We start from the raw sequence: 302 nt of genomic DNA on the forward strand, positions 1-302 counted from the left end.
GGCTTGCTACTGATCGAGTAGATCGGGTCGCGCGCTGCTCCGCCCGGAAGTCGAGGAGCTTTTGCCGGCTCGCGCTACATCCAACCGAGGTCGATCGACGAACGATGGCCTCAAAGATGCTGCCAAATAGCCTTCAGCTGCGAGCCGATTGCCTGCTCGATCCTCCGCAATTGGTTGGTTTCCAACGAGGTCTCGTCGGGATTGACGACCGTAAGCGCACAACTGCCGAATGCGGCTGGCCATACATAGCGCAGATCGTTGAGCGATGTGGGCCCGTGGCAGCGATCTCGAGGACTGGTGGG

The 302-nt window shown here is 60.3% G+C and carries 1 pseudogene; it reads right to left on the minus strand.

Annotated features, from left to right (window positions below):
- Positions 1–110: 110 nt before the first annotated feature.
- Positions 111–302 (minus strand): annotated as a pseudogene (locus tag EN862_RS36700) (hypothetical protein); the annotation flags it as partial.

It is taken from the genome of Mesorhizobium sp. M2E.F.Ca.ET.219.01.1.1 (assembly GCF_004016445.2).
GTDB lineage: Bacteria > Pseudomonadota > Alphaproteobacteria > Rhizobiales > Rhizobiaceae > Mesorhizobium.